The organism is Marinobacter sp. DUT-3, assembly GCF_050379435.1.
In the GTDB taxonomy this organism is placed as follows: Bacteria; Pseudomonadota; Gammaproteobacteria; order Pseudomonadales; family Oleiphilaceae; genus Marinobacter.
Map to the genome: position 1 here is coordinate 38,363 of NZ_JBNRMG010000015.1, position 22,679 is coordinate 61,041.

General features: G+C 58.9%; 18 protein-coding genes. 4 read left to right on the forward strand and 14 right to left on the reverse strand.

The window, feature by feature from the left end:
• Positions 1-54: 54 nt before the first annotated feature.
• Entirely contained in the window at positions 55-1,584 is a 1,530-nt protein-coding gene (locus ACQUWM_RS17375) for a WS/DGAT/MGAT family O-acyltransferase (RefSeq protein WP_428922961.1), read from the forward strand.
• Positions 1,585-1,606: 22 nt separating this feature from the next.
• On the opposite strand, the gene ACQUWM_RS17380 is transcribed toward ACQUWM_RS17375, so the two are convergent.
• Positions 1,607-2,293 (reverse strand): DUF2057 family protein, encoded by a 687-nt coding sequence (locus ACQUWM_RS17380; protein ID WP_428922962.1) that lies wholly within the window; start codon positions 2,291-2,293, stop codon positions 1,607-1,609.
• 243 nt (positions 2,294-2,536) lie between these two features.
• Here ACQUWM_RS17380 and ACQUWM_RS17385 point away from each other — a divergent pair, with 243 nt between their 5' ends.
• Complete coding sequence (locus ACQUWM_RS17385) at positions 2,537-2,746, forward strand: DUF6316 family protein (protein WP_428922963.1); 210 nt, start codon at positions 2,537-2,539, stop codon at positions 2,744-2,746.
• 40 nt (positions 2,747-2,786) lie between these two features.
• On the opposite strand, the gene ACQUWM_RS17390 is transcribed toward ACQUWM_RS17385, so the two are convergent.
• From ACQUWM_RS17390 to glyA, 8 genes are all read right to left on the reverse strand, one after another.
• Positions 2,787-3,314: a phosphatidylglycerophosphatase A family protein gene (locus ACQUWM_RS17390; protein ID WP_428922964.1), complete on the reverse strand. Its 528-nt coding sequence runs from the start codon at positions 3,312-3,314 to the stop codon at positions 2,787-2,789.
• Positions 3,311-4,258 carry a thiamine-phosphate kinase gene (gene thiL, locus ACQUWM_RS17395; RefSeq protein WP_428922965.1) on the reverse strand — a complete coding sequence of 316 codons (948 nt, stop codon included), beginning with the start codon at positions 4,256-4,258 and terminating at the stop codon, positions 3,311-3,313. Before thiL ends, ACQUWM_RS17390 begins: the two co-directional genes overlap by 4 nt.
• Before the next feature lie 3 nt (positions 4,259-4,261).
• Positions 4,262-4,738: a transcription antitermination factor NusB gene (gene nusB / locus ACQUWM_RS17400; protein ID WP_012139707.1), complete on the reverse strand. Its 477-nt coding sequence runs from the start codon at positions 4,736-4,738 to the stop codon at positions 4,262-4,264.
• Positions 4,738-5,214 carry a 6,7-dimethyl-8-ribityllumazine synthase gene (gene ribH / locus ACQUWM_RS17405; RefSeq protein WP_407001228.1) on the reverse strand — a complete coding sequence of 159 codons (477 nt, stop codon included), beginning with the start codon at positions 5,212-5,214 and terminating at the stop codon, positions 4,738-4,740. Before ribH ends, nusB begins: the two co-directional genes overlap by 1 nt.
• A gap of 48 nt (positions 5,215-5,262) precedes the next feature.
• Positions 5,263-6,378 (reverse strand): bifunctional 3,4-dihydroxy-2-butanone-4-phosphate synthase/GTP cyclohydrolase II, encoded by a 1,116-nt coding sequence (gene ribBA, locus ACQUWM_RS17410; protein WP_407001229.1) that lies wholly within the window; start codon positions 6,376-6,378, stop codon positions 5,263-5,265.
• An 84-nt stretch (positions 6,379-6,462) separates the two neighbouring features.
• On the reverse strand, positions 6,463-7,578 hold the full coding sequence (gene ribD / locus ACQUWM_RS17415; RefSeq protein WP_407001230.1) for a bifunctional diaminohydroxyphosphoribosylaminopyrimidine deaminase/5-amino-6-(5-phosphoribosylamino)uracil reductase RibD: 1,116 nt from the start codon (positions 7,576-7,578) through the stop codon (positions 6,463-6,465).
• Positions 7,575-8,093, reverse strand: coding sequence for a transcriptional regulator NrdR (nrdR, locus tag ACQUWM_RS17420; protein WP_012139711.1), 519 nt, complete (start codon positions 8,091-8,093; stop codon positions 7,575-7,577). The genes ribD and nrdR overlap by 4 nt, the downstream gene beginning before the upstream one ends.
• A gap of 94 nt (positions 8,094-8,187) precedes the next feature.
• Entirely contained in the window at positions 8,188-9,444 is a 1,257-nt protein-coding gene (gene glyA / locus ACQUWM_RS17425; RefSeq protein ID WP_407001231.1) for a serine hydroxymethyltransferase, read from the reverse strand.
• A 256-nt stretch (positions 9,445-9,700) separates the two neighbouring features.
• Between glyA and ettA the strand changes: the two genes are divergently transcribed.
• Complete coding sequence (gene ettA, locus ACQUWM_RS17430; RefSeq protein ID WP_407001232.1) at positions 9,701-11,362, forward strand: energy-dependent translational throttle protein EttA; 1,662 nt, start codon at positions 9,701-9,703, stop codon at positions 11,360-11,362.
• Positions 11,362-12,738, forward strand: coding sequence for a DNA repair protein RadA (gene radA, locus ACQUWM_RS17435; RefSeq protein WP_407001233.1), 1,377 nt, complete (start codon positions 11,362-11,364; stop codon positions 12,736-12,738). Before ettA ends, radA begins: the two co-directional genes overlap by 1 nt.
• 258 nt (positions 12,739-12,996) lie before the next feature.
• On the opposite strand, the gene ACQUWM_RS17440 is transcribed toward radA, so the two are convergent.
• The 5 genes from ACQUWM_RS17440 to ACQUWM_RS17460 form a co-directional block, all read right to left on the reverse strand.
• Positions 12,997-13,365: a PilZ domain-containing protein gene (locus tag ACQUWM_RS17440; protein WP_407001234.1), complete on the reverse strand. Its 369-nt coding sequence runs from the start codon at positions 13,363-13,365 to the stop codon at positions 12,997-12,999.
• Positions 13,366-13,717: 352 nt separating this feature from the next.
• Positions 13,718-14,782 carry a uroporphyrinogen decarboxylase gene (hemE, locus tag ACQUWM_RS17445; protein ID WP_428922966.1) on the reverse strand — a complete coding sequence of 355 codons (1,065 nt, stop codon included), beginning with the start codon at positions 14,780-14,782 and terminating at the stop codon, positions 13,718-13,720.
• Between the two features lie 121 nt (positions 14,783-14,903).
• Entirely contained in the window at positions 14,904-16,322 is a 1,419-nt protein-coding gene (locus ACQUWM_RS17450; protein WP_407001312.1) for an FAD-dependent oxidoreductase, read from the reverse strand.
• Positions 16,323-16,458: 136 nt separating this feature from the next.
• Positions 16,459-20,907 (reverse strand): glutamate synthase large subunit, encoded by a 4,449-nt coding sequence (gene gltB, locus ACQUWM_RS17455; protein WP_428922967.1) that lies wholly within the window; start codon positions 20,905-20,907, stop codon positions 16,459-16,461.
• Positions 20,908-21,154: 247 nt separating this feature from the next.
• On the reverse strand, positions 21,155-22,669 hold the full coding sequence (locus ACQUWM_RS17460; RefSeq protein WP_428922968.1) for an AAA family ATPase: 1,515 nt from the start codon (positions 22,667-22,669) through the stop codon (positions 21,155-21,157).
• Between the last annotated feature and the right edge of the window lie 10 nt (positions 22,670-22,679).

Below are 22,679 nucleotides of genomic sequence, written 5' to 3' on the forward strand. Positions count from 1 at the left end.
TCCGGCGCAACTCGTTTATACTGCCGGCAAACCAACGCCGAACGGAGTTCAAACATGCGGCAGCTGTCGGAACTGGATGCCTCTTTTCTTTACCTGGAGTCGGAAACGGCGCCCATGCACATCGGGGGCATCTATCTGTTCGATGGCCGCGGTAGCGACACCCCCCTGGCCTTCAGTACCTTTGTTGCCTATCTCCGCAGCCGCCTCCATGTTGTCCCGGTATTTCGCCAGCGCCTGAAGAAAATTCCATTTCGTCTCGGTCGCCCCTACTGGGTTGACGATCCCGATTTCAGCATTGAGCGTCACCTCGCTTACGTAAACCTGGGTGAGCACGGGCGTGCTCATGGCCTGATGGAGCTGGCCTCCAAGATCCTTGAGGAACCGCTGAAACGGGATCGTCCACTTTGGCACATCACCTTCGTGGACGGCTTTCCAGCCGCTGAGGATGACGACGGCCTCAACGGGTTCGCCCTGATCGTCAAACTCCATCACGCGGCGATTGACGCCTTCAGTGGCGAGGAAATCATGGGCAAGCTACTGGAATATACGCCGCAGGCGAGACCTATCCCACAGCCCAGGCCCTGGCACCCAAAACCGGCGCCATCTGAGGAAAGAATCATTGTGCAGACGGGCGCCAACCTGCTGCGCAAACCCCTGCAGGTCACGTCACTGGCCATCAGCGCGGCAGAAGTTACCGCGCGGGGGCTGATTCACAACCAGATGCGCAAACTGCCACTGCCATTCCCCCTGTTTTCGGCACCCCACAGCGCCTTCAATCGCCAGATCACAGCCAACCGGCAGATCGTGGCCGCCGATCTCGATCTGTCACGCCTCAAGGCTATCAAGGCCAGCCTGGGTAACGTCACTCTGAACGACGTGGTGCTGGGGTTGTGCGCGGAAGCGCTCCGGCGCTATCAGGTCAACCACGATGGCGACCCGGACAAATCCCTGGTCGCCATGACGCCGATCTCCGTTCGCTCGAACAGCTTGCGCATGGCAACGGGCAACCAGATGTCGGCCATGCTGCTGGACCTGGCCACCAACGAACCCAACCCCGCGCGCCGAATCCGCAAGATCCACCGGAACGCGGTCGCATCGGAGCCATACCGGGAGGCCATTGCTGCAGACCGGCTCACCGAGTTACTGCCATCCACCATGTTGGCCCTGTCTGCCAGGCTCTATTCCGAGTTACAGATTGCACAACGCTATCAACCGGTCTTCAACCTGCCCATCACCAACGTACCCGGACCACAGGTGCCGCTGTATCTTCAGGGGGCTCGCCTGGTCCGGCAGTACAACACCTCCCCCCTGTTTGACAGCATGGGACTGGTGATTGTAGCGGTCAGCTATGAGGGACGACTGACCATCAACTTCACTCTGTGCCCGGATGTGGTCGCTGACGGTGAGTCCCTGAAACCGTTACTGGAGGACAGCCTGACTGCCATCGAGAACGCAGCGGCCACGCTGACCGAATCGGAAGAGGAACTGGACGATCAGGCAGAGAACGGTCAGACCCTCACCGATGAGGCCCTGACCCTGCTGGAAGGATTACTGAAAAAAACACTTCACCGCTTCCGGCGCTGACGGAAGCGGTTGGCCTCAGAGCTTATTCAAACGCCCACCGCAGAAAGGTACGTTTTTCTTCTTCACTGGCCTTGTGCCAAAGCGCTTTCAGTTGCTCGAGAGTATTGCCATCGACTGCGTCGGCCGTTGCAGAGGCATCACCGGAAACAGGCGTGCGTGCCGGTGAAGCGGCAACGACAGATTCACCATCCCACGGCTCAAAGCGCGCCACTTCTTCGCCAGCCTCGTTCACAATGACACCGGAGAAATCTTCACGTAATGCCTCCGCCTCCCGGCGGGAATCCGGCTTATCAAAATCGAAACGGTAGGTTTCACCAGCCTGGGCGGTGAAAGTGACTGCGTGAGGCTCTGTCTGTACGACGTGAACCTTTGACTCGCCATTTCGCACGACACCCGCCTTGGCCCAGATGGTCTTGTAACTGAACACCACCTGGTTTTCGCCGGGCAGAAGATCGTAATTCAGTGCCAGATCATCCATGAGGAAGTTACCCATGTTGCGACCGTTGACCTTGGCCACCCGGATTTCACCAGGCGCTTCCAACAGGGCCGTGCCGCCCTCAGCAGCGTCCCCGTCCCAGGTCTGAACGCGGGTCATGGTTGAGCTACACCCTGCCAGGAATACAGCCGCAACAATGAACGCAAAAAAGCGCCCGATGGATGTCGGAGACACAGCCATCTTGAAAACTCGCAAAACGTGATAAATACTCATGTAAAGTCCTTGTGGTGTAAGAGTTCAATCTGCTGGCATTCTGACGAGTGCAAATGACAAGGGCAAGACGGTAAAGCCAGGTTTCCTGCTCCCATTCCCGCAGCGGAGACCCCGGAATGAGACTCAGGACGTACAACCCGTAAAAAACGGTTGAATTCGTCCAGAATTGATTTAATTTTAAACAACCGACCAATGGAATACGAAGCCCGAAAACCAGAAAAAAGACAGGGCACAGGAGACACCATGGACACTCAACGTCGGCTCGGAGAAGAAGGGCCCGCACCGTTTCGCAGCAGCCGCTTTTTCTGTGTGGGAAGCAAATGGTACTTCACTACCAGGGAAGGTTTCGACAGCGGCCCGTTCGCCACCCGCGACCGCGCGGAGATCGGCCTGAAACGTTTCCTGCACGTGGTCCGGTTGCTGCCCGAAGAGCAACAGCAGCAGATACACTGACTCACAGGAAGCGGGCTGCAAGGCTCATCCGCTGAGCGGTTCAGACAATGATCGGCATCAACCACCGGTCAATGGCAAACAGGCACCCCAGCGCCATAAACCCCGCCACCACGTCATCCACCATGATGCCCAGGCCGCCAGGCGCTCGCCGGTCAATCCAGCTAATGGGCCAGGGCTTGACCACATCAAACAGCCGGAACAACGCAAAGGCCATCAACACCCCGTATATATTGTCAGGGATTAACGCCAGGGCGATCCACATGCCGACAAATTCATCCCAGACAATGCCGCCATGATCGTGCACTTTAAGGTCACGGGCTGTCTTGCCACACAGCCAGATACCCACAATAAAGGCGATCGCAACCACAACCCAATATGCCGTGAGCGGTAGCCAGGCAATGGCAAACCACAGCGGGATTGCCGCAAGGCTGCCCCAGGTCCCGGGCGCCCGTGGCGCCGCCCCACTACCAAAACCAAAAGCCAGCAGGTGCACCGGATCACGCAGAAAACCGGGAGGTAGCAGCGCCCCGGCAAACTCAGGCTCCTGCAGATCGTTATCATTACTCATGACTTACTCCCGAAATGGTCGTATCCGCCAGCCACCGGGGCAGCCTCAATACCGGTAATGCCACTCCCGGGCACTACCTTACCAATTATGGTCATTTGCGCCCGTACCGTGTCTGGCAGGCTACTCCATGCGTCCCGGGGAACCGCGACGCAAAGCTCATAATCATCACCGGCTTCCAGGGCGAGCCTGAGCGCTTCTTCCTCGCCTTTCAGGCGAGTCACCGCAGAGGACACAGGCACCGACTGAGAATCCAGCTGCGCCCCGACACCGGAGGCCTTCAGGATATGGCCAAGGTCGGCCAACAGGCCATCCGAGATATCGATGGCGGCGCTGGCCACCCCTTGCAAGGCCATCCCCAGATCCAGCCTGGGCACCGGAGCGTGGTATCGCTCCAGCACCGTCTGCTCATCCTCTGACGGGGACACCGTATCGAGATAGTCCAGTGCAGCGCCCGCTTCCCCAAGGACTCCCGACACACACAGATAGTCATCCTCGGCGGCACCGGAACGCAATATCGCGCCGCCTGCAGGCACTTCACCGTGCACCTGCAGGGTGAGCGTCAGCGGTCCCCGGGTCGTATCGCCTCCCGCCAACTCCAGGCCAAAGGCCCGGGACGCCCGGGAAAGCCCGCGGGAAAAGCGCTCCAGCCATTCCGGCGAGGCTTCCGGCAACGTCAGTGCCAGGGTAAAGCAAACAGGTTGTGCGCCCATGGCCGCCAGATCGCTGGCAGCCACAGCCAGCGATCGCCAACCAAGATGTTCGGGGTTATAACCCGCGGGAAAGTGAACCCCCTCAACCAGAGTGTCCACGGAAAAAACGAGCTCGTTACCAGAGGCGACACGCTCGATGGCACAGTCATCCCCCGGACCAAGCACCAACGAGGCTGCGCGACTCTGCCCGGTGAGAGGGCTGAAATAGCGGCGTATCAGCTCGAATTCACCCATTCGTTAGCGCGGGCGGGTCTCAGCCAGCCGCAGGCGACGACTGAGTTTGTCGAGGATGCTGTTTACAAACTTGTGCCCTTCCGTGCCCCCGAACTTTTTAGCCATTTCAATGCCTTCGTTGATGACCACCTTATAGGGCACATCGAGGCGATGCTTCAGCTCATAGGCACCAAGGCGGACAATGGCCAATTCCACCGGGTCCACTTCGTTGAGGGGACGGTCGAGGAACGGCTCCAGCAACCGGTCAAGTTCGGCCTGCTCACGGTGAACCCCGCGCAACAAGTCCCGGAAATAGAGGGTATCCACCTTGGTCATGTCGTTGTCGACCAGGAACTCGGATTCGATATCCGATATCGCGCTCTTGCTGAAATGGCGCTGATAAAGTCCCTGCATGGCCAGGGCACGGGCACGGCGACGGTCACCGGCTTTCGGTTGCCCGGAGGCGCCCGGCTGCGGGGAGGTGTCTTCAGTTGCGCTCATCACTCACCCAGCTTCTTGAACAGGCTAACCATTTCCAGGGCCGTAATAGCGGCTTCCGCGCCCTTGTTTCCAGCTTTGGTGCCGGAGCGCTCAATGGCCTGCTCAATAGAATCCACCGTTAACACACCGAAGGTTACCGGTACATCGGTTTCCAGGCTGACCGCACCCAGACCGCTGGAAGCTTCGCCAGCAACATAATCAAAGTGCGGGGTGCCACCACGGATGACCGCGCCGAGGGCAATGATCGCGTCGTGATCACCGGTTTCGGCCACCCGCTTGACGGCCAGCGGCATTTCGTAGGCGCCGGGAACACGGACGATGGTAATGTCGGTGTCAGCGATGCCGTGACGACGCAGGGTATCAACAGCGCCCTCCACCAGGCTTTCCACCACAAATCCGTTAAAGCGACCAACCACCAGGGCATACCGGCCGCTGCAGTGGGTGAAGTCGCCTTCAATTACTTTGATATCTGCCATGAAAGGCTCCTTAACGGGCAACGCTGAACATCAGCGCTGCCGGGTTCATCATTCGGGGGTATAGGGTACGTATTCTTCCACTTCCAGATCGAAACCGGAAATCGCGGAAAACTTGATCGGCGGACTCAGCAGGCGCATTTTTCCCACGCCAATGTCTTTGAGGATCTGGGAACCGGTACCCACTGTGAAGTAAACACCGGAACTGCCCTTTGCGGCAGCGGCCTGCTCCTCCCCGAAGAACTCGTGAATCCGGTCTTCCAGATTATAGCTGTCCTCGGCGCTGTTCAGCAGAACCACCACACCCCGGCCGTCCTCGGCCACTTTTTCCAGGGCGTGATGCAGTGGCCAGCTGCGGGAATCGGCACGACGGGCACCCAACAGGTCCCGCAGCGTGTCGGTAATGTGTACGCGTACCAGCACAGGCTCATCAGGTTTAATATCCCCCATGACCATAGCCAGGTGTGTCGAGCCCTGGATATTGTCCCGATAAGTCCGCAAGTTGAATACACCGTATTCCGTGTCCAGATCGTATTTCTCAACACACTCGATCGTGCGCTCGTTCAACGTACGGTAGTGAATCAGATCGGCAATGGTGCCAATTTTCAGATCATGCTGTTCCGCGAATCTTTCGAGATCTTCACGGCGGGCCATGGAGCCATCGTCGTTCATAATCTCGCAGATCACACCCGCCGGCTCGCAATCGGCCAGCGAAGCGAGGTCACAGGACGCCTCGGTATGGCCGGCGCGGCTCAGGACACCGCCGGGGTCTGCCATCAGCGGGAAGATATGGCCTGGCTGAACGAGATCGGACGCCTTGGCATTCTTCGCCACCGCGGCCTGTACGGTACGCGCCCGGTCCGCAGCGGAAATACCGGTAGTCACGCCCTCGGTCGCCTCAATGGACAGGGTAAATTTGGTTCCGAACCCGGAAGCATTCCGCTGAACCATCAACGGCAGCCCGAGCTGCTCGCAGCGGGTACGAGTCATCGGCATGCAGATGAGACCGCGACCAAAACGGGCCATGAAGTTAATGGCTTCCGGCGTGCAATGCTCAGCCGCCATCACCAGGTCGCCTTCATTTTCGCGGTCCTCATCGTCCATCAGGATCACCATTTTGCCCTGACGAATATCTTCAATGATCTCTTCTATGCTGTTCAGTGCCATAGGTATTTTGCACCCTTTCAGTTTGCCGAAGCTGAGCCCTCAACCAACGAGAGCTCTCAACCAACAAACCGTGAATTGTATGAGTTACCGTGGCGCCAGGATCAGACGCTGATCCTCACCCACCTGACGGCGATCCAGCACCTTCCATTGTACTTTATCCGCCATGGAGTCCAGTGGCAGGTGGGCTGTTGGCCGCCCCGTGCTGCCCAAAAACACCGGAGCCTGGTACAGCCAGAGCTCATCCACCAGGCGTTCGTCAATAAAGGTACCGGCCAGGGTTGGCCCGGCTTCCACCAGTAATTCGTTGATCCCCAACTCGCCGAGGGAATCGAGCAGCTCACCAACATCGACGCCATTATCCTTCCAGGCAACCCCGGTCAGACTAACTCCCAGCGCGGCAAGATCCTGGGCCGGCGCGGTCGCCAACGTGGGGGACGCACAGTACACTTGAACATTCCCGCCCTGAAGAATGTTTGCGCCACATGGTGTGCGGGCATCACGGTCTGCGATCACCCTCAGCGGCATACGGGATGGTTCGGTGGCATCGCCAATGTCCCCCAGCTCCTCGCGCCGGACCGTCAGTGATGGATCGTCGGCGAGCACCGTACCAACACCAGTCAGCACTGCATCGCTGATGGCACGCAGACGCTGTACGTCCCGGCGCGCGTCCGGGCCGGTAATCCACTGGCTTTCACCCGAAGCCATCGCCGTACGCCCATCCAGGCTGGCCGCCATCTTCAACCGCACAAAAGGCCGGCCGGAATTCATTCGTTTCATAAAGCCGGGGTTAAGCCGGGCCGCTTCGTCCGCCATCATCCCTTCGGTGACCCGGATACCGGCCTCCCGAAGCATGTCCAGCCCCCGGCCGGACACGGAAGGATTGGGATCCTTGGTGGCCGCAAATACGTGAGCGACACCGGCCTCAATCAACGCCTTGGCACAGGGAGGCGTTCGGCCGAAGTGACTACACGGTTCCAGAGTCACATAGGCCGTTGCGCCCCGCGCCGCCGGGCCCGCCTGACTCAGCGCGCGAATTTCAGCGTGGGCCTCGCCGGCGCGCTCATGCCAGCCTTCCCCCAGGATCTTGCCGCCCCGGGCAATAACACAGCCCACCCGTGGATTCGGATGTGTCGAATAGCGCCCACGCCAGGCCAGTTGCACCGCCCGGGCCATGAACGCAATATCCTGGGCGTCTATCATGCCTTGCCCTTGGAGGAGTGGTTACCGGCCAGAACCTTGGCCACATCCACCGGATCCTCGCCGGAATTGGCTGACAGCCGCTCGATCTCTTCCTTGAATTCGTTAATATCCTGGAAGCTCCGGTAAACCGACGCAAACCGAACGTAAGCTACCTTGTCCAGTTGGCGAAGCTCAGTCATGACTTCCTCGCCGAGCTGCATGGATTTAACTTCACGCTCGCCGGTGGCGCGCAACCGGAACTTGATGCGATTCAACGCGGCATCGATTTCTTCAATACTGACCGGGCGCTTTTCCAGCGCTTTCATCAGGCCGGAACGCAGTTTTTCCTCGTCAAACGGCTGGCGCGTGCCATCCTGTTTGACCACCCTTGGCATCACCAGTTCGGCGGACTCAAAGGTTGTGAACCGCTCACGGCAGGACAGACACTCCCTGCGACGACGCACCTGATCCCCCTCGGCCACCAGCCGTGAGTCAATCACCTTGGTATCTGCTTCACCACAGAACGGACAGTGCATAATCGGGAGCTCCGGAAAATAGCCGGGTTAAGAGTCACCGGTTAAAGAATAGCCGGGCCGTCGACGGGACGGCCCGGCCTGCCTAGCCTGAAGTTTAGCCCGCGTACACCGGGAAGCGAGCACACACGGCTTCAACCTGTTCGCGCACACGGCTATTCACGGCGTCGTCTTCCAGGTTGTCGAGGATGTCACACATCCAGCCCGCCAGGTCGCGACACTCGGTCTCGCCGAAACCACGGGTGGTCACCGCCGGCGTGCCGATACGCAGACCGGAAGTCACAAACGGAGAGCGAGGATCATTGGGAACCGCGTTCTTGTTGACGGTGATGTGGGCACGGCCCAGGGCTGCATCCGCATCCTTACCGGTAATGTCCTGCTTGATCAGGCTGACCAGGAACAGGTGGTTTTTAGTGCCACCGGAAACCACATCGTAACCGCGCTCAATAAATACTTCCGCCATGGCCGATGCGTTCTTCACAACTTGTTGCTGATACGCTTTGAACTCGTCGCTCATGGCTTCTTTAAAGCACACAGCCTTGCCAGCGATCACATGCATCAGCGGGCCGCCCTGGCCGCCCGGGAAAACCGCGGAGTTCAGTTTTTTCTGCAGATCGGCATCGTCGCAGGCCAGAATCAGGCCACCGCGTGGGCCGCGCAGGGTCTTGTGGGTAGTCGTCGCAACCACGTGGGCGTGGGGAACTGGGTCCGGGTAGACGCCAGCAGCCACCAGACCGGCAACGTGAGCCATGTCGACAAACAGGTAAGCACCCACTTTGTCCGCAATCTCGCGGAAACGGGCAAAATCCAGTTCCTGGGAGTAAGCAGAAAAGCCTGCAATGATCATCTTCGGCTTGTGCTCAACCGCCAAGGCTTCAACCTCATCGTAGTCGATCAGGCCGGTATCGTTGTTGATACCATACTGGACGGCATTGTAGATCTTGCCGGAGAAGTTCACGCTGGCGCCATGAGTCAGGTGACCGCCGTGGGCGAGGCTCATGCCCAGCACAGTGTCGCCGGGCTTCAGCAGCGCCATGAATACTGCGGAATTGGCCTGGGAACCCGAATGCGGCTGCACGTTGGCGTAGGCAGCGCCGAACAACTCCTTGGCGCGGTTAATTGCCAGGTCTTCAGCAATGTCGACAAACTCACAGCCACCGTAGTAGCGCTTACCGGGGTAGCCCTCGGCGTACTTGTTGGTGAGCACACTGCCCTGAGCTTCCATCACCCGCGGGCTGGTGTAGTTTTCTGACGCAATCAGCTCGATGTGAGCTTCCTGACGCTTTTCTTCCGCCTGCATGGCGTTCCAGAGTTCGTCGTCAAAGCCGGCGATTTTCATATCACGATTAAACATGGATGCGCTGCCCCTGTGTGCTTAGCTGCCCGAAAAATTTGGGCGGCTATTCTATCTTACAAATGGGTAAAAAATCATCCTTTATAGCGCCTGCGGCCCCTCCGCAGAAACCGTCACACCGCAATTTTCGCCCCCTTCCCGCTTCCGGCCATCGATTTCCCGCAATTGCCATAGCCTGCGGGTTTCGCTACCTTACGGGGCTAATCTGATCATTCCCTTTATTTACCTCCGAATACAACAGAGGACACAGCCAGTTATGGCCCAGTACGTATACACCATGAACCGCGTGGGCAAGGTGGTTCCGCCCAAGCGTGAAATCCTCAAGGACATTTCCCTGAGCTTCTTCCCGGGCGCCAAGATTGGCGTACTCGGTCTCAACGGTGCCGGTAAGTCCACCCTGCTCCGCATTATGGCGGGCATCGACCAGGATTACATCGGCGAGGCCCGCCCCCAACCCGGCATCAATGTGGGCTACCTGCCCCAGGAGCCGGAGCTGGACGAAGAGAAAACCGTCAAGGAAATCGTCGATGAGTCAGTCTCTGGCGTCCACGACGCATTGGCAGAACTGGATCAGGTTTACGCCGCCTATGCCGAACCGGATGCGGATTTTGATGCCCTCGCCAAGAAGCAGGGCGAACTGGAAGCCTACATTCAGGCCACCGACGGCCATGACATCGAACGCAAGATGGAAGTCGCCGCCGACGCATTGCGCCTCCCGCCGTGGGATCAGAAAGTAAGCGTGCTGTCCGGCGGTGAACGCCGCCGGGTGGCCCTGTGCCGCCTGCTGCTGTCCGGCCCGGACATGTTGCTGCTGGATGAGCCCACCAACCACCTGGATGCGGAATCCGTGGCCTGGCTCGAGCGCTTCCTGCACGACTACGAAGGCACCGTGGTTGCCATCACCCACGATCGCTACTTCCTCGACAACGTCGCCGGCTGGATCCTGGAACTGGACCGCGGCCAGGGCATTCCGTTTGAAGGCAACTACAGTCAGTGGCTGGAGAACAAGGAAAAGCGTCTGGAGATGGAGTCCAAGCAGGAAGCCTCCCATCAGAAAGCCATCAAGCAGGAACTGGAATGGGTGCGCAGCAACGCCAAGGGCCGTCAGTCCAAGAGCAAGGCCCGCCTGGCCCGCTTTGAGGAGATGAGCTCCCAGGAATTCCAGAAGCGCAATGAAACCAACGAGCTGTACATTCCGCCGGGACCACGCCTGGGCAACAAGGTGATCGAAGTGGACGGCATCAGCAAGTCCTTCGGTGACCGCCTGCTGTACGAAGACGTGTCCTTCAGCGTACCGCCCGGAGCCATTGTGGGGATTATCGGTGGCAACGGCGCCGGCAAATCCACACTGTTCAAGATGGTTGCGGGCTACGACAAGCCCGACTCCGGCGACATTACCTTGGGCGAGACCGTGGAACTGGCCTACGTGGACCAGATGCGCGACCTGGATGGCAGCAAAACCGTGTGGGAAGAGCTTTCCGACGGCAACGATATTATCAAGGTTGGCAACTACGAGACCCCGTCCCGGGCTTACGTGGGACGCTTCAACTTCAAGGGCAGTGACCAGCAGAAACGGGTTGGCGACCTGTCCGGTGGTGAGCGTAACCGCCTGCACCTGGCCAAGCTCCTCAAAGAAGGCGGCAACGTGCTGCTGCTTGACGAACCGACCAACGACCTGGATGTGGAAACCCTGCGCGCCCTGGAGGAAGCCCTGCTCAACTTCCCGGGCTCTGCCCTGGTGATCTCGCACGATCGCTGGTTCCTGGACCGTGTAGCCAGCCACATCCTGGCGTTCGAGGACGACGGAGAAGTGGTGTACTTCGAAGGTAACTTCACGGAGTACGATGAGGACTTCAAGAAGCGTAAGGGGGATTCCGCCATGCAGCCCCAGCGCATGAAGTACAAGAAGCTGGCCTGATGGCAAAACCCAAAACCGCCTACGTCTGCACCGAATGCGGTGCAGACTATTCCAAATGGCAGGGCCAGTGCACGGCCTGCCAGGCCTGGAACACCATCAGCGAAGTACGCGGCGTCAGCAGCAATGCCAAAGGCGCCCGCGGTGCCCGCTTCGAGGGCTTTGCCGGCAGTCTGTCAGAAGTCCAGAGCCTGGACGATGTCAGCCTGGCCGAACAGCCACGCATCAGCTCCGGCATGCAGGAGTTTGACCGGGTGCTGGGTGGCGGCCTGGTAGCGGGCTCTGCCGTTCTGATGGGCGGTCACCCCGGCGCCGGCAAGAGTACCCTGCTGCTTCAGGCCGTCTGCCATCTGGCCGCAAGCGTTCCCGCTCTGTATGTAACAGGTGAGGAATCCCTGCAACAGGTGGCCATGCGCGCCAAGCGCCTGGGGTTGCCCACCAAAGACCTGAAAATGCTGTCGGAAACCAGCGTCGAGCGGGTCATGCAGGTGGCGGAGGCCGAGAAACCGAGGATTCTGGTGGTGGACAGTATTCAGGTGATGCACGTCGCCGAAACTGAATCCGCTCCGGGCAGCGTTTCCCAGGTGCGCGAAAGCGCGGCCTACCTGACCCGCTTTGCCAAGCAGACCGGCACCATTCTGTTCCTTGTTGGCCACGTCACCAAGGACGGCAGCCTCGCCGGCCCGAAGGTGCTGGAGCACATGATCGACTGTTCCATCCTGCTGGAAGGGTCCAGCGACAGCCGCTACCGCACCCTGCGGGGCATCAAGAACCGTTTTGGCGCGGTGAATGAGCTGGGCGTATTTGCCATGCTGGAGCAGGGCCTGAAGGAAGTGAAAAACCCCAGCGCGATTTTCCTCAATCGTGGTGAGGAGGCTGCACCCGGCAGTGTGGTGATGGTGGTCTGGGAAGGCACCCGGCCCATGCTGGTGGAAATCCAGGCGCTGGTGGACATGGCCCAGGGTGGCTATCCGCGGCGCGTTGCCGTCGGTCTGGATCAGAACCGGCTGGCGATGTTGCTGGCGGTGCTGCATCGCCACGGCGGGATGCATGTGTCGGATCAGGATGTCTTCGTCAACGTGGTCGGCGGCGTCAAGGTCAACGAGACCAGCGCTGACCTGGCCCTGCTGGCGGCGATCGTCTCGTCCTTCCGCGACCGCGCCCTGCCCCAGGATCTGGTGATTTTCGGGGAAGTCGGCCTGTCCGGGGAGATTCGGCCGGTACCCAGCGGCCAGGAGCGGATCTACGAGGCCTCCAAGCACGGGTTTACCCGGGCACTGGTGCCCAAGGCCAACGTGCCTCGCAAGCCTGTCGAGGGGATGACGGTGATGCCGGTGACCAAGCTTAGTGAGGCGCTTTTGGCTTTGGAGGAGGTTTAATCTACTGCCCCAGACTTCTTTGATTGGTGCTGGGGCAAGATTGGAAAAGCCTTTCCAAAAACCGCTACGAGCACATCCATGTGCGCTTCTCTCCGGCCATCCATGGCCTCCGAAATTTTTGGAAAGGCTTTTCCAATCTCGCCCATCCAGTTCAGGAGATAGCGCCGACGTTCAACGCCAGATAGCAAGCAAACTCAGGTGGGAAGCAACAACGTAGGTCGGATTAGGCAAAGCCGTAATCCGACAAAACCAGACACCCTAATCAATCAAATGCGCAAACTCCCTCTCCAGCAACGCCTGATCCCCCAGATTAAGCTCAACAAGCCGCTTTAAATGAGTCGCACTTTCCAGGTCGATGTACTGACACTTGAAGCCCAACCGCTGCGACTCCACGTGGCGGAGTTCCACCGCCATGACAATGGCCGTTTCATTGTCGTCCAGATGAATGATCACCTCGCACGGCTCGTTTAGCGGCACGTTCCAATCACTCGGTCTTTTCACCAGAACGCCTTTCAGGGAAATATCCAACACTTCCGTCAACCAGACGCTGTCCTGGCAGTGAAGCTCACAGGGGGCATCAAATTCGATACGGTGAAATCGTCGTTTTTCAGGGGGTTGAGTCGGCAAGTGGTTACTCCTGTTTACCGGTCTTGTTTTGTATGACTATAGACCCGACAGGGGGATGCAGCCAGAGGAGTTTTTTGGGGTGGTGTTTGGTGGCAGGCGTCGGATTACGGCACGCTTTGCGTGCCTAATCCGACCTACAAGTCAGCTCCGACCCACAAGCGGAGATATTGCCGCGGCTGGATATCCCAAGACAGTTAAGATGAGGCCGTTGTGGGGCCCTTTCCAAAAATTTCGGAGGCCATGGATGGCCGGAGAGAAGCGCACATGGATGTGCTCGTAGCGGTTTTTGGAAAGGGCCCCACAACGGCCGCTACCACCAAACTCTCAGGCTAGGAGACGGCGAAAACCAGAGTTAGCGGTGATACTCCGGACTCAGCTCTACCACCGCCTCAATAAACGCCTTGGCGTGCTCCGGATCCACATCCGGGGTGATGCCGTGCCCCAGGTTGAAGATATGCCCCGGGCCGGTACCGAAGCGGCGCAGAATATCGGCCACTTCCTGTCGGATCCGCTCAGGCGGTGCATATAGCATGGCTGGGTCCATGTTGCCCTGCAGGGCAACCCGGTCGCCGATGCGGGCGCGGGCGTTGCCGATGTCGGTAGTCCAGTCCAGACCCACTGCGTCAGCACCGGAGTCGGCGATGGATTCCAGCCACTGGCCGCCGTTCTTGGTGAACAGGATGACCGGAACGCGACGACCTTCGCTCTCGCGAATCAGGCCACCCACGATTTTCCTCATATAACGCAGCGAGAACTCTTCATACGCCCAGCTGCTCAGCACCCCGCCCCAGGTATCAAAGATCTGGACAGCCTGAGCACCGGCCCTGATCTGGCCATTCAGGTAATCGATGACGCAGTCCGCCAGGTGATCCAGCAGGCGATGCATCACCTCCGGCTGGCCGTACATCAGTTTCTTGGCTTCGCGGAAATCCTTGGAGGAGCCGCCCTCGATCATGTAAGTGGCCAGCGTCCAGGGACTGCCGGAGAAACCGATCAGCGGAACACTGCCGTTGAGGGCGCCACGGATGGTGGATACCGCGTTCATCACGTAATCCAGGTCCACCTCGGCCTTCACGGTCGGCAAGGCTGCAACGTCGGCCTCAGAGCGGATCGTATGCTTGAACTTGGGACCTTCACCGGTCTCGAAATACAAGCCAAGCCCGAGAGCATCCGGGATGGTCAGGATGTCGGAGAACAGGATGGCGGCATCCAGAGGATACCGCTTCAGGGGCTGCAGCGTGACTTCACAGGCCAGAGGCGTGTTCTTGCAGAGACTGAGAAAATCCCCCGCCTGGGCGCGGGTCGCACGGTACTCTGGCAGGTAACGGCCGGCCTGACGCATCATCCACACCGGTGTGCGATCAACGGGCTGGCGCATCAATGCGCGCAGGAAGCGGTCATTTTTCAGCTCGGTCATAGGATTTCCAGTCTGCTCTCGGTCTGTGAAATGTGGGCTGCAATGATACCCCGTTTACAACAATAAAAAAGGGCGGCTTACCCGTAGCAAGCCGCCCTTCTGATCTGAATCAGGTCCGTCCTCAGATATCCAGGTAATCCAGGATGCCTTCAGCGGCCTGACGGCCTTCCCAGATAGCGGTTACGACCAGATCGGAGCCGCGGACCATGTCACCGCCGGCAAAAATCTTCTGGTTGCTGGTCTGGAACGCAAACTCAGACTCTTCCGGCGCCGCCACACGACCGGAATCATCGGTGTTGATGCTCTGCGCATCAAACCAGTCTGCCGGGCTTGGACGGAAACCGAAGGCCACCAGCACGACGTCGGCCGGGATCACCTCTTCACTGCCCGGAATCACTTCCGGACGGCGGCGGCCGTTCTCGTCAGGCTCACCCAACTGGGTCTGAACTACCTTCACCCCTTCCACCTTGTCTTCACCAATGATGGCAATGGGCTGACGGTTGAACATGAACTTGACGCCCTCTTCCTTGGCGTTTGCCACTTCCTTGCGGGACCCCGGCATGTTCGCCTCATCCCGGCGATAGGCACACGTGACGCTCTCTGCCTGCTGGCGAATGGACGTACGGTTGCAGTCCATCGCAGTGTCACCACCACCCAGGACCACTACACGCTTGCCTTTCATGTCGATGAAATCATCCGCATTTTCCTCGTAGCCGAGGCGGCGGTTGACGTTGGAGACCAGGAACGGCAGGGCGTCATACACACCCGACAGATCTTCCCCGGGGAAGCCGCCTTTCATGTAGGTGTAGGTACCCATTCCCATGAACACGGCGTCGTATTCCTCAAGGATGTCTTCCATCATCACATCCTTGCCTACCTCCGTGGACAGGCGGAATTCCACACCCATTTCCTCGAACACCTGGCGACGGCGGGTCATGACGGACTTTTCCAACTTGAACTCGGGAATACCGAAGGTCAGCAGGCCACCAATTTCCGGGTAAATATCGAATACCACCGGTTTCACACCGTTGCGCACCAGAACGTCCGCACAACCCAGACCCGCAGGGCCGGCACCAATCACGGCGACCTTCTTTTCGGTCCACTTCACGGCGGACATGTCCGGCTTCCAGCCCAGAGCGAACGCGGTATCGGTAATGTATTTCTCGACAGAACCGATGGTAACCGCGCCATAACCGTCATTCAGGGTACAGGCACCCTCACAAAGACGGTCCTGCGGGCAGACCCGGCCACAGACTTCCGGCAGGGAGTTGGTCTGGTGACACAGCTCCACCGCCCGCATGATGTTGCCTTCGGATACCAGCTTCAGCCAGTTAGGAATGTAGTTGTGTACCGGGCACTTCCACTCACAGTATGGGTTGCCACACTCCAGGCAGCGGTGCGCCTGTGGCGCAGCCTCTTCCTGAGTGAACGGGTGATAGATTTCCCCGAATTCCTTCTTCCGCTTCTTTGCGGGTACCTTTTTCGGGTCTACGCGCCCTACTTCGACAAACTGGAAGTCGTTATTCAGTCGTTCTTTCATCATGATGCTCTCATCAACTCGATTTCGACTGGGGCCCCGCGTTGTGGCGGGCACCCCAAACCCTGATCCGTCTGGCGCCTACTCCGGGAGTAAGGCACTCGTAGGTCGGATTAGCGAAGCGTAATCCGACAGCCGCTTACTCCGGACGCGCACGAGTGCTTGCCAGCAGGCTGCGCAGGTTGGCAGCCTTGGGTTTCACCAGCCAGAAACGGCCGATGTAGTCGTCGAAATCTTCAAGAATGTGCTCTGCCCACTGACTGCCGGTCTCCGAGATATGCTCACGGATAACACCACGCAGGTGATTACGGTAGGACTCCATGTCCTCACGGGAGATGCGCTGGATTTCCACCAGTTCGTGGTTGTACTTGTCCACGAAAGTGTTATCCATATCCAGCACATAGGCAAAGCCACCGGTCATACCGGCACCGAAGTTGTATCCGGTAGAGCCGAGAACCGTCACCAGCCCGCCGGTCATGTATTCACAGCAGTGGTCGCCGGTGCCCTCGACAACCGCGTGGGTGCCGGAGTTACGTACCGCGAAACGCTCGCCTGCGGTACCTGCGGCAAACAATTTGCCGCCGGTCGCACCGTACAGACAGGTGTTGCCAACGATAGAAGTTTCATTGGTCTTGAAGCTGCTGCCACGGGGCGGTTTGACCACCAGCTTGCCGCCGGTCATCCCTTTGCCCACGTAGTCGTTGGCATCGCCTTCCAGAATCAGGTTGAGACCGCTGACGTTCCAGACACCGAAACTCTGCCCGGCAGTACCGGTCAGGTCGAGGGTAATCGGTGCGTCGATCATACCCTGGTTGCCATGCTTCGCGGCAATTTCACCAGACAGGCGCGCACCGATGGAACGGTCGCAGTTAGTCACACGGTAGGACCATGCGCCGCCAGACTTCTCTTCGATAGCCCCGGCAATATCTTTCACCATCTGCTCGGCAAGCACGCCTTCATCAAACGGATGGTTGCGTTCTACCTGACAAGTCTGTGGCTTGTCCGCAGGGATGTGATCGTTGGCCAGCAGGCGGCTCAGGTCCAGCTTCTTCTGGCGTTCTGTATCACCCGGCAGGCGCTCAAGCAGGTCTACCCGACCCACCAGCTCTTCCAGACTGCGAACTCCCAGCTTGGCCATCCACTCGCGGGTTTCTTCAGCAACGAAGCGGAAGAAGTTCATGGCCATTTCCACCGTACCCTTGAAGTGCTCTTCACGGAGGTGCTCATTCTGGGTGGCCACACCGGTGGCACAGTTGTTCAGGTGACAGATTCGCAGGTATTTACAGCCCAGCGCCACCATCGGCGTCGTACCAAAGCCGAAGCTTTCGGCGCCGAGAATAGCGCCCTTAACCACGTCCAGACCGGTTTTGATGCCGCCGTCAGTCTGCAGGCGAATCTTGCCACGCAGATCGTTGGCGCGCAGGGCCTGCTGGGTTTCCGTCAGCCCCAGCTCCCAAGGGGAACCGGCGTAACGGATGGAGGTCAGTGGGCTCGCGGCGGTACCACCGTCGTAACCGGACACGGTGATCAGGTCGGCGTAAGCCTTGGCCACACCAGCGGCAATCGTGCCCACACCCGGCTCGGAGACCAGTTTCACAGACACCAGCGCGTTCGGATTCACCTGCTTCAGATCGAAAATCAGCTGCGCCAGATCCTCGATCGAGTAGATGTCATGGTGCGGTGGTGGCGAAATCAGCGTCACGCCGGGCACGGAGTACCGCAGCCGCGCGATCAGGTCGTTTACCTTGCCACCCGGCAGCTGGCCACCCTCGCCGGGCTTGGCACCCTGGGCAACCTTGATCTGCATGACATCGGCACTTCTCAGGTACTCGGCGGTGACACCGAAACGACCAGACGCCACCTGCTTGATCTTGGAACGCTTTTCGGTGCCATAACGGGCGGGGTCTTCACCACCCTCACCGGAGTTGGAGCGCCCGCCCAGGGTGTTCATAGCGACGGCCAGCGCCTCGTGCGCCTCCGGGGACAGCGCCCCCAGGGACATGGCTGCGGAATCGAAGCGCGGGAAGATGTTTTCGACCGGTTCAACCTCGGCAATATCAATGGCCTTGAGGTCCTGACGGAAACCAAGGAGATCCCGCAGGGTCGCCACTGGCCGCTCGTTTACCAGGCCCGCGTATTCCTTGTAGTGACCGTATTCACCGCTGATCACTGCTTCCTGGAGCTTGCCGACCACATCCGGATTGAAGGCATGGTATTCCTGACCATGGACGTACTTCAGCAGGCCACCCTGGGATACCGGCTTGCGGGGCTTCCAGGCTACCGCTGCCAGTTGCTCCTGATCCTGCTGGAAATCAAAGAATCCAGCGCCCTGGATACGACTGGGGACACCTTTGAAGCATAGGTCGACCACTTCATCAGCAAGGCCGATGGCCTCGAACAACTGGGCGCCACGGTAAGAGGTCATGGTCGAGATACCCATCTTGGACAGGATCTTCAGCAGCCCCTTGTTGATGCCCTTGCGATAGTTGTTCTTGGCCTCGATCGGATCCATCAGCAGTTCACCGGTACGTATCAGGTCATTCAGTACCTGATACGCCAGGTACGGGTAGACCGCTGTCGCACCGAAGCCGAACAGGACGGCGAACTGATGGGGATCCCGTGCCCAGCCGGTTTCCACAATGATGTTGGAATCACAGCGCAGGCCCTGCGCAACGAGGTGGTGATGAACCGCGCCGGTTGCCATCAGGGCGTTCACCGGCAGTTCACCTTCCTTGAGATCCTTGTCGGAAAGGATCAGCAGTACCTTGCCATTGCGAGTCGCTTCCTCGGCCTCTTCGCAGACACGGCGTATGGCTTGCTCCAGCCCCATCTCCGGGCTGTACCCCATGGAAATGTAGGCAACCTCGAACCCCGGGCGATCATTGTTGGCGATCTTGAGGAACTTGGCCGGCGACAGCACCGGTGTGGTCAGAATGATCCGGTCCGCATGTTCCGGTGTTTCCTCGAAGACATTACGCTCAGAACCCAGACAAGTCTCGAGCGACATGACAATCGCTTCCCGAAGCGGATCAATCGCCGGGTTTGTTACCTGGGCAAATTTCTGACGGAAGTAGTCACCAACGTGACGAACCTTGCTGGACAATACCGCCATCGGGGTATCGTCGCCCATGGAACCAACGGCCTCCTGGCCATTCTCCGCCAGCGGGCGCAGCACCTGATCACGCTCCTCGAAGGACACCATGAACATCTTCTGGTGCACCAGAAGCTCGTCGGCGTCCATCAAACGGAACTCAGGGGTGTCCTGATTCAACGTGGATTCAACCCGCAGCGCATTCTCCCGCAGCCACTGCTTGTACGGGTGGGCATTCTTGAGGCGCTCGTCAATGTCCGGGGTATGAAGGACTTCGCCCGTCTGGGTATCTACGGCCAACATCTGGCCCGGCCCTACCCGGCCTTTCGCCACGACGTCATCGGGCTCATAGCCATAGGTGCCGATTTCCGATGCCAGTGTAATAAAGTCATCCTTGGTGATGACCCAGCGAGCCGGGCGCAGGCCATTCCGGTCCAGCATACAGACCGCGTAGCGGCCATCCGAGAATACCAGGCCGGCCGGCCCGTCCCACGGCTCCATGTGCATGGAGTTGTATTCGTAGAAGGCACGCAGCTTGGAATCCATGGTGTCCACGTTCTGCCACGCGGGCGGAATCATCATCCGCACCGCACGGAACAGATCTACCCCACCGGCCAGCAGCACTTCCAGCATGTTGTCCATGCTTGAGGAGTCGGAACCGGTCAGGTTCACCAACGGTTGCAGGGTCTGAAGGTCCGGCAGGTCCGGAGAGCTGAACTTGGCCGCACGAGCAATGGCCCAGTTGCGGTTACCATCGATGGTATTGATCTCGCCGTTGTGCGCCAGGAAACGAAATGGCTGGGCCAACGGCCAGCGCGGCATGGTGTTGGTGGAGAAGCGCTGGTGGAAGACGCATATGGCGGTCTGGAGGTCCGGATCGCCCAGATCCTTGTAGAAGTTCGCCAGATCAGCCGGCATCATCAGGCCTTTGTAGGCCAGCGTGCGGTGGGAAAGGCTACAGATATAGAATTCGGAATCATCCGCCATGTCGCGCTCAGCGTAGCGGCGGCCAATAAACAGGCTGATTGCAAACTCTTTCTCTGCCTTGTCAGCCGGTGCCACAAACACCTGCTCGATACGAGGCAGACAATCCAGAGCCATGGGCCCCAGGCAACTGTTGTCCGTCGGCACTTCCCGCCAGCCCAGAATTTCCAGGCCCTGCTCGGTCAGACGCTTCTCAATGGCATCCCGCCCGGCTTTTGCCTTGGATTCGTCCGGGTTCAGGAAAACCTGACCAACGGCAAACAGGTCTCCGGGTTCCTTGCCAAACGCCGCCTTGGCGGCCTTGCGCAGGAAGGCATCGGGACTTTGAATAAGCAGGCCGCAACCATCACCGGTCTTTCCGTCTGCCGCAATACCACCGCGGTGGGTCATGCAGGTCAGCGACTCGATGGCAGTTTGCAACAACTTGTGGCTGGCATCGCCTTTCATATGGGCGATCAGTCCGAAACCACAGTTGTCCCTGAATTCTTCGGGATGATACAAACCTGTCATCATAAGCGTTCTCTCACATAGAAATGCTTTTCAATCAAAGAGTTATAATAAAGTACCGTTAAAGCCACCCTTTGACACTGAAAATGGGGGGTGGACATTCTACACACGTACAAATACGTACTCAATCTAAAGTCTGGTTATTTTAGGGGTGAGGAAAGGCCAAAGATGCATTAACCCCATTGATTTAAATAGACTTTATCGGGTTGGTAACAAGCCACCCGAAAGCCCCGGAAAGGGGCCCAAAGCAGCGTTAAAAACCACTGAATGGGCGAATCCACGTATCGCGGGAACGCAAATCCTCGGGTAACTCGCTCAAGGCGGAACGGACAGCGCCCACACCGTCAAAATCACCATAGAAAACCACAAACCAGTCCCGGCCCTGACGAGTTGTCCTGGTGTACCAGAGCGCCTCCTGCCCGGGGTATTGCTCAAGAAAGTCCGTTGCCGTCTGCTCGCGGAATCCGGCCACAAACTGGGCCGTCAGACCTGCCCGGGCACGAACCTGATCAACCGGCACAAACCGGCTGGCCAGGGCCGGAACAAACTCATCAGCATCCTCTACTGCAACCTCGGGGCGGGATTCCGCAGTTGGCTCTGGCTCTGGCTCTGGCTCTGGCTCTGGCTCTGGCTCTGGCTCTGGCTCTGGCTCTGGCTCTGGCTCTGGCTCTGGCTCTGGCTCTGGCTCTGGCTCTGGCTCTGGCTCTGGCTCTGGCTCTTCAACAGTATTGACCGCCACTTCCGGTTGCACCAGAGCTATTTCGCTATTATTTTCCCCGACGGTCGACCCCGCCTCCGGGCTCTCGGGGCCAATCGTGACACTTTTCCGGATTCGGTCCGGCTCGCTCGCTACCTGCGCCTCCCGATCCACCGAATCATCGTACTGCTGCGACACAATCCACCAGGAAGCAGCAAGGAGCACCAGAGCCAGGGCAGGCCATCTCAGACCAAGAAGCGGTTGCAGGCTTATCGACCGTCCGGCCTTGGAAGCGGGTGCGATGTCCAGCCAGACTACTGGGGTAGTTCGCTGAAGCCGCGAGAAGCTACCTTGGCTCAGTTGATGGATCCGCCTTACCCTGGAAGGGCTTAACAGGTCGTCCACACGACCACCAGCCCGATGTACGCGCGGCTCCAGGTACGACCGGATTTCCTCTGCCGTCAATGGGCGCAGGTGTACCTGGTGAACCCCCGTGGACTCATCGCTCAACCCCAGCATGCTGATCAGTTCATTGGCGCCGCTAAAGACCGGCACAGCCGCGGTCGCTCTCTCAGCAGCCAGAAAAGCCGACAGCAACAGACGCAACGACTCGGGTGACGCCCGGTCGGCATCATCAACCAGCAAAACCATACGCTGGCCTTTACGGACCCGGGTTTCAGACCAGCGGAAAAACCCATAAATGGCATCGCGGGGACTTTCGGTGGATTCCAGACTCTTATGGGCTATCGACAGTAATCCCCGGGCCAGGGCGGGGAGGCTTGTCAACGATGCCGAGGACAATCGATGGAAGTCCAGACGGGACGATTCACTTCGAACCAACTCCGCCAGCAATCGGGTCTTGCCAGCACCCGCATCTCCGGTCAGCAGTATGGCAAGATCGCCGAACCCGCAGAGGTGCCTGAGTGTCTCAAGAGCGTGGTGGCGCATCGCGTCCGGGAAAAATGGCATTTCCATTTCCAGCGGATTGGCCCTCAGGCCATAACGCTCCTGAAGCCTCGGAAACAAACCGCCGCCTTCCAGGCTATTCAGTCCTGAATCGTTCACTGTCATTCCCTGTTGC